General features: G+C 31.7%; 2 protein-coding genes. Both read right to left on the bottom strand.

Annotation, left to right across the window (positions count from 1 at the left end):
- Positions 1–107: 107 nt before the first annotated feature.
- Entirely contained in the window at positions 108–1277 is a 1170-nt protein-coding gene (locus BMZ74_RS14250; protein WP_089862868.1) for an iron-containing alcohol dehydrogenase, read from the bottom strand.
- Positions 1278–1464: 187 nt separating this feature from the next.
- On the bottom strand, positions 1465–2031 hold the full coding sequence (locus BMZ74_RS14255; protein ID WP_218142097.1) for a cyclophilin-like fold protein: 567 nt from the start codon (positions 2029–2031) through the stop codon (positions 1465–1467).
- Between the last annotated feature and the right edge of the window lie 124 nt (positions 2032–2155).

Consider the following 2155-nt stretch of genomic DNA (forward strand, 5'->3'; position numbering starts at 1 on the left):
TATTTAAGAGTAATTCAAAAAAACAAAGAGATAACATGATTCAAACGGTGCTATTTAGATTTCACAACATTTGTCAAAGAACCAATATTTTTAATTTAAAGTTATCTTTAAGCAGTATAAGCAGTTTTTAAAATTTCTAATACTTCTTCAGTGGTTAACTTTTTGTAAGAACCAGTAATAATAGTTGATTCAGCAATTTTAGGCAGCATTTCTTCTGTTGCTCCGAGTTCTTTTAAATTAATCACAATTCCACATTCTTGAGTAAATTCTTCCAGGGCATCAAGACCTGCAAGAGCAATTTCTGCTTTTGTTTTACCTGCTTTTTCGATATCCCAGACCTGAATTGCAAAACGAACAAATTTATCCAGACCAGCTTGATAAATTTTTCTATAATAAGGTAGAGAAACTGCCGCCAGCCCCATTCCATGAGCACAATCTGTATAAGCTCCAACTTGATGCTCAATCATGTGAACCTGCCAGTCCTGAGTTTTACTTAATCCCATTAGAGGATTCATTGCCAGGCTAGCACTCCACATCAAATTACTTCTTGCTTCATAATCCTTAGGGTTCTCAACTGCTATTTTAGCACTATTAATAATAGAACGCAGCAATCCCTCAATTAAGTAATCAGTTGTTACATCATCTTCATTAGAAAAATATGCTTCCATTAAATGAGACATCATATCAAAAATTCCGCTTACCATTTGATATTTAGGTAAAGAAAAGGTATATTCAGGATTTAAAATTGAGAATTTAGGGTTAACCTCAGCCGGAAAAACTCTTCCCATTTTCAATTTGACTGCTTCATTAGTAATAACTGAGCCCCCATTCATTTCAGAACCTGTACCAGCTAAAGTAAGAATAGATGCTACTGGAACAACTTGATTAGAGATTGGCTCAAAATCAATCCAATATTTCTGCCAGGGATCATCTTCACAATAGGCAGCTACTGCAATAGCTTTTGCACAATCAATAACTGAGCCACCCCCAACAGCTAAAATTAAATCAACTTCATTTTTTCTAACAAGTTTTGCCCCTTCTACAACTTTTTTATAAGTTGGGTTAGGCATAATCCCTGATAATTCAACAATGTTTTTATTACTTTCTTTTAAAATATCAATAACTTGATCATAAAGTCCTATTTTCTTAATTGAACTTCTTCCATATGCCAGCATAATTGTGTCTCCATAATTAGCTAATTCCTCTGTTAATTTATCTAAAGAATCTTTACCAAAATGGATTGTGGTTGGATTTTTATAAGTAAAATCTAAATTCAATTTTTTACCTCCTAATTATTTTAACTAATTTAATTTTACAACCAGCCTCTGCTGGTCTTTCAACTGCAATAGATAATTTTTGCAAGTTAACTACATCGCTAAAATCCAAAGCAGCTTTACTACTTTCTAAACTACTGTTTATAACAGCAGCAATAGTAAAATTAAATTAAAAGTTGACACTTTTAATTCATTGTTTAAAGGATTCTATTTTTATTGTTCCAGATAGAGAAGAGATATTTTCCTGACCAGAAATTGCCTGGCCTAATTCATATAATCCAGAAGCTGAACCAAAATCTGCATAAAACATAACTACATCACCCCAGGGAGCATAATAGGCTAGAGTCCCTAGACTTGCCTGTGCAAGTGGGGTATCTGAAACATCAAGTTTTTGATCTGGATAAAAAATTTTTTCATCATTACTATAATTTTCAACTTCAATAGTCATTGGAAGCTGTTCATAAAGCGATTTTGCAGCTGAACTATTATTTAACTCAAAAACTATAACTTTATCATTTGCTTTAACTCTAATTTTCATAACAGCTGGCTCCTTCTCTTTAGCTAATTCTAATTGATTAAACTTTTTAGTAAAATTAATATTATTTTCTTTTCTTCCAGCAGCCAAAACATTTTGCTCAGGTAGATGACCAGAAATACCAATAGAAATTATTATCAGCAAACCAGCCAATAATATTAATTTTAATCTAGTTAGTTTTTTCATTATACAGACTGCTTCCTGCTGATCAATAATTTTCATATTTAAATTTCTCCTCCACAAAAGCAATTAATTTTGGTTGTATAATTAATGTTGTGAAGAAAAAACTGTAAATCTAAAAATATCTAAATAAAAAAGGCATTTGCCTGGCTCCGTTGAATTAAAT

Origin of the sequence: Halanaerobium salsuginis (assembly GCF_900114545.1) — a bacterium.
GTDB classification, from domain to species: domain Bacteria; phylum Bacillota; class Halanaerobiia; order Halanaerobiales; family Halanaerobiaceae; genus Halanaerobium; species Halanaerobium salsuginis.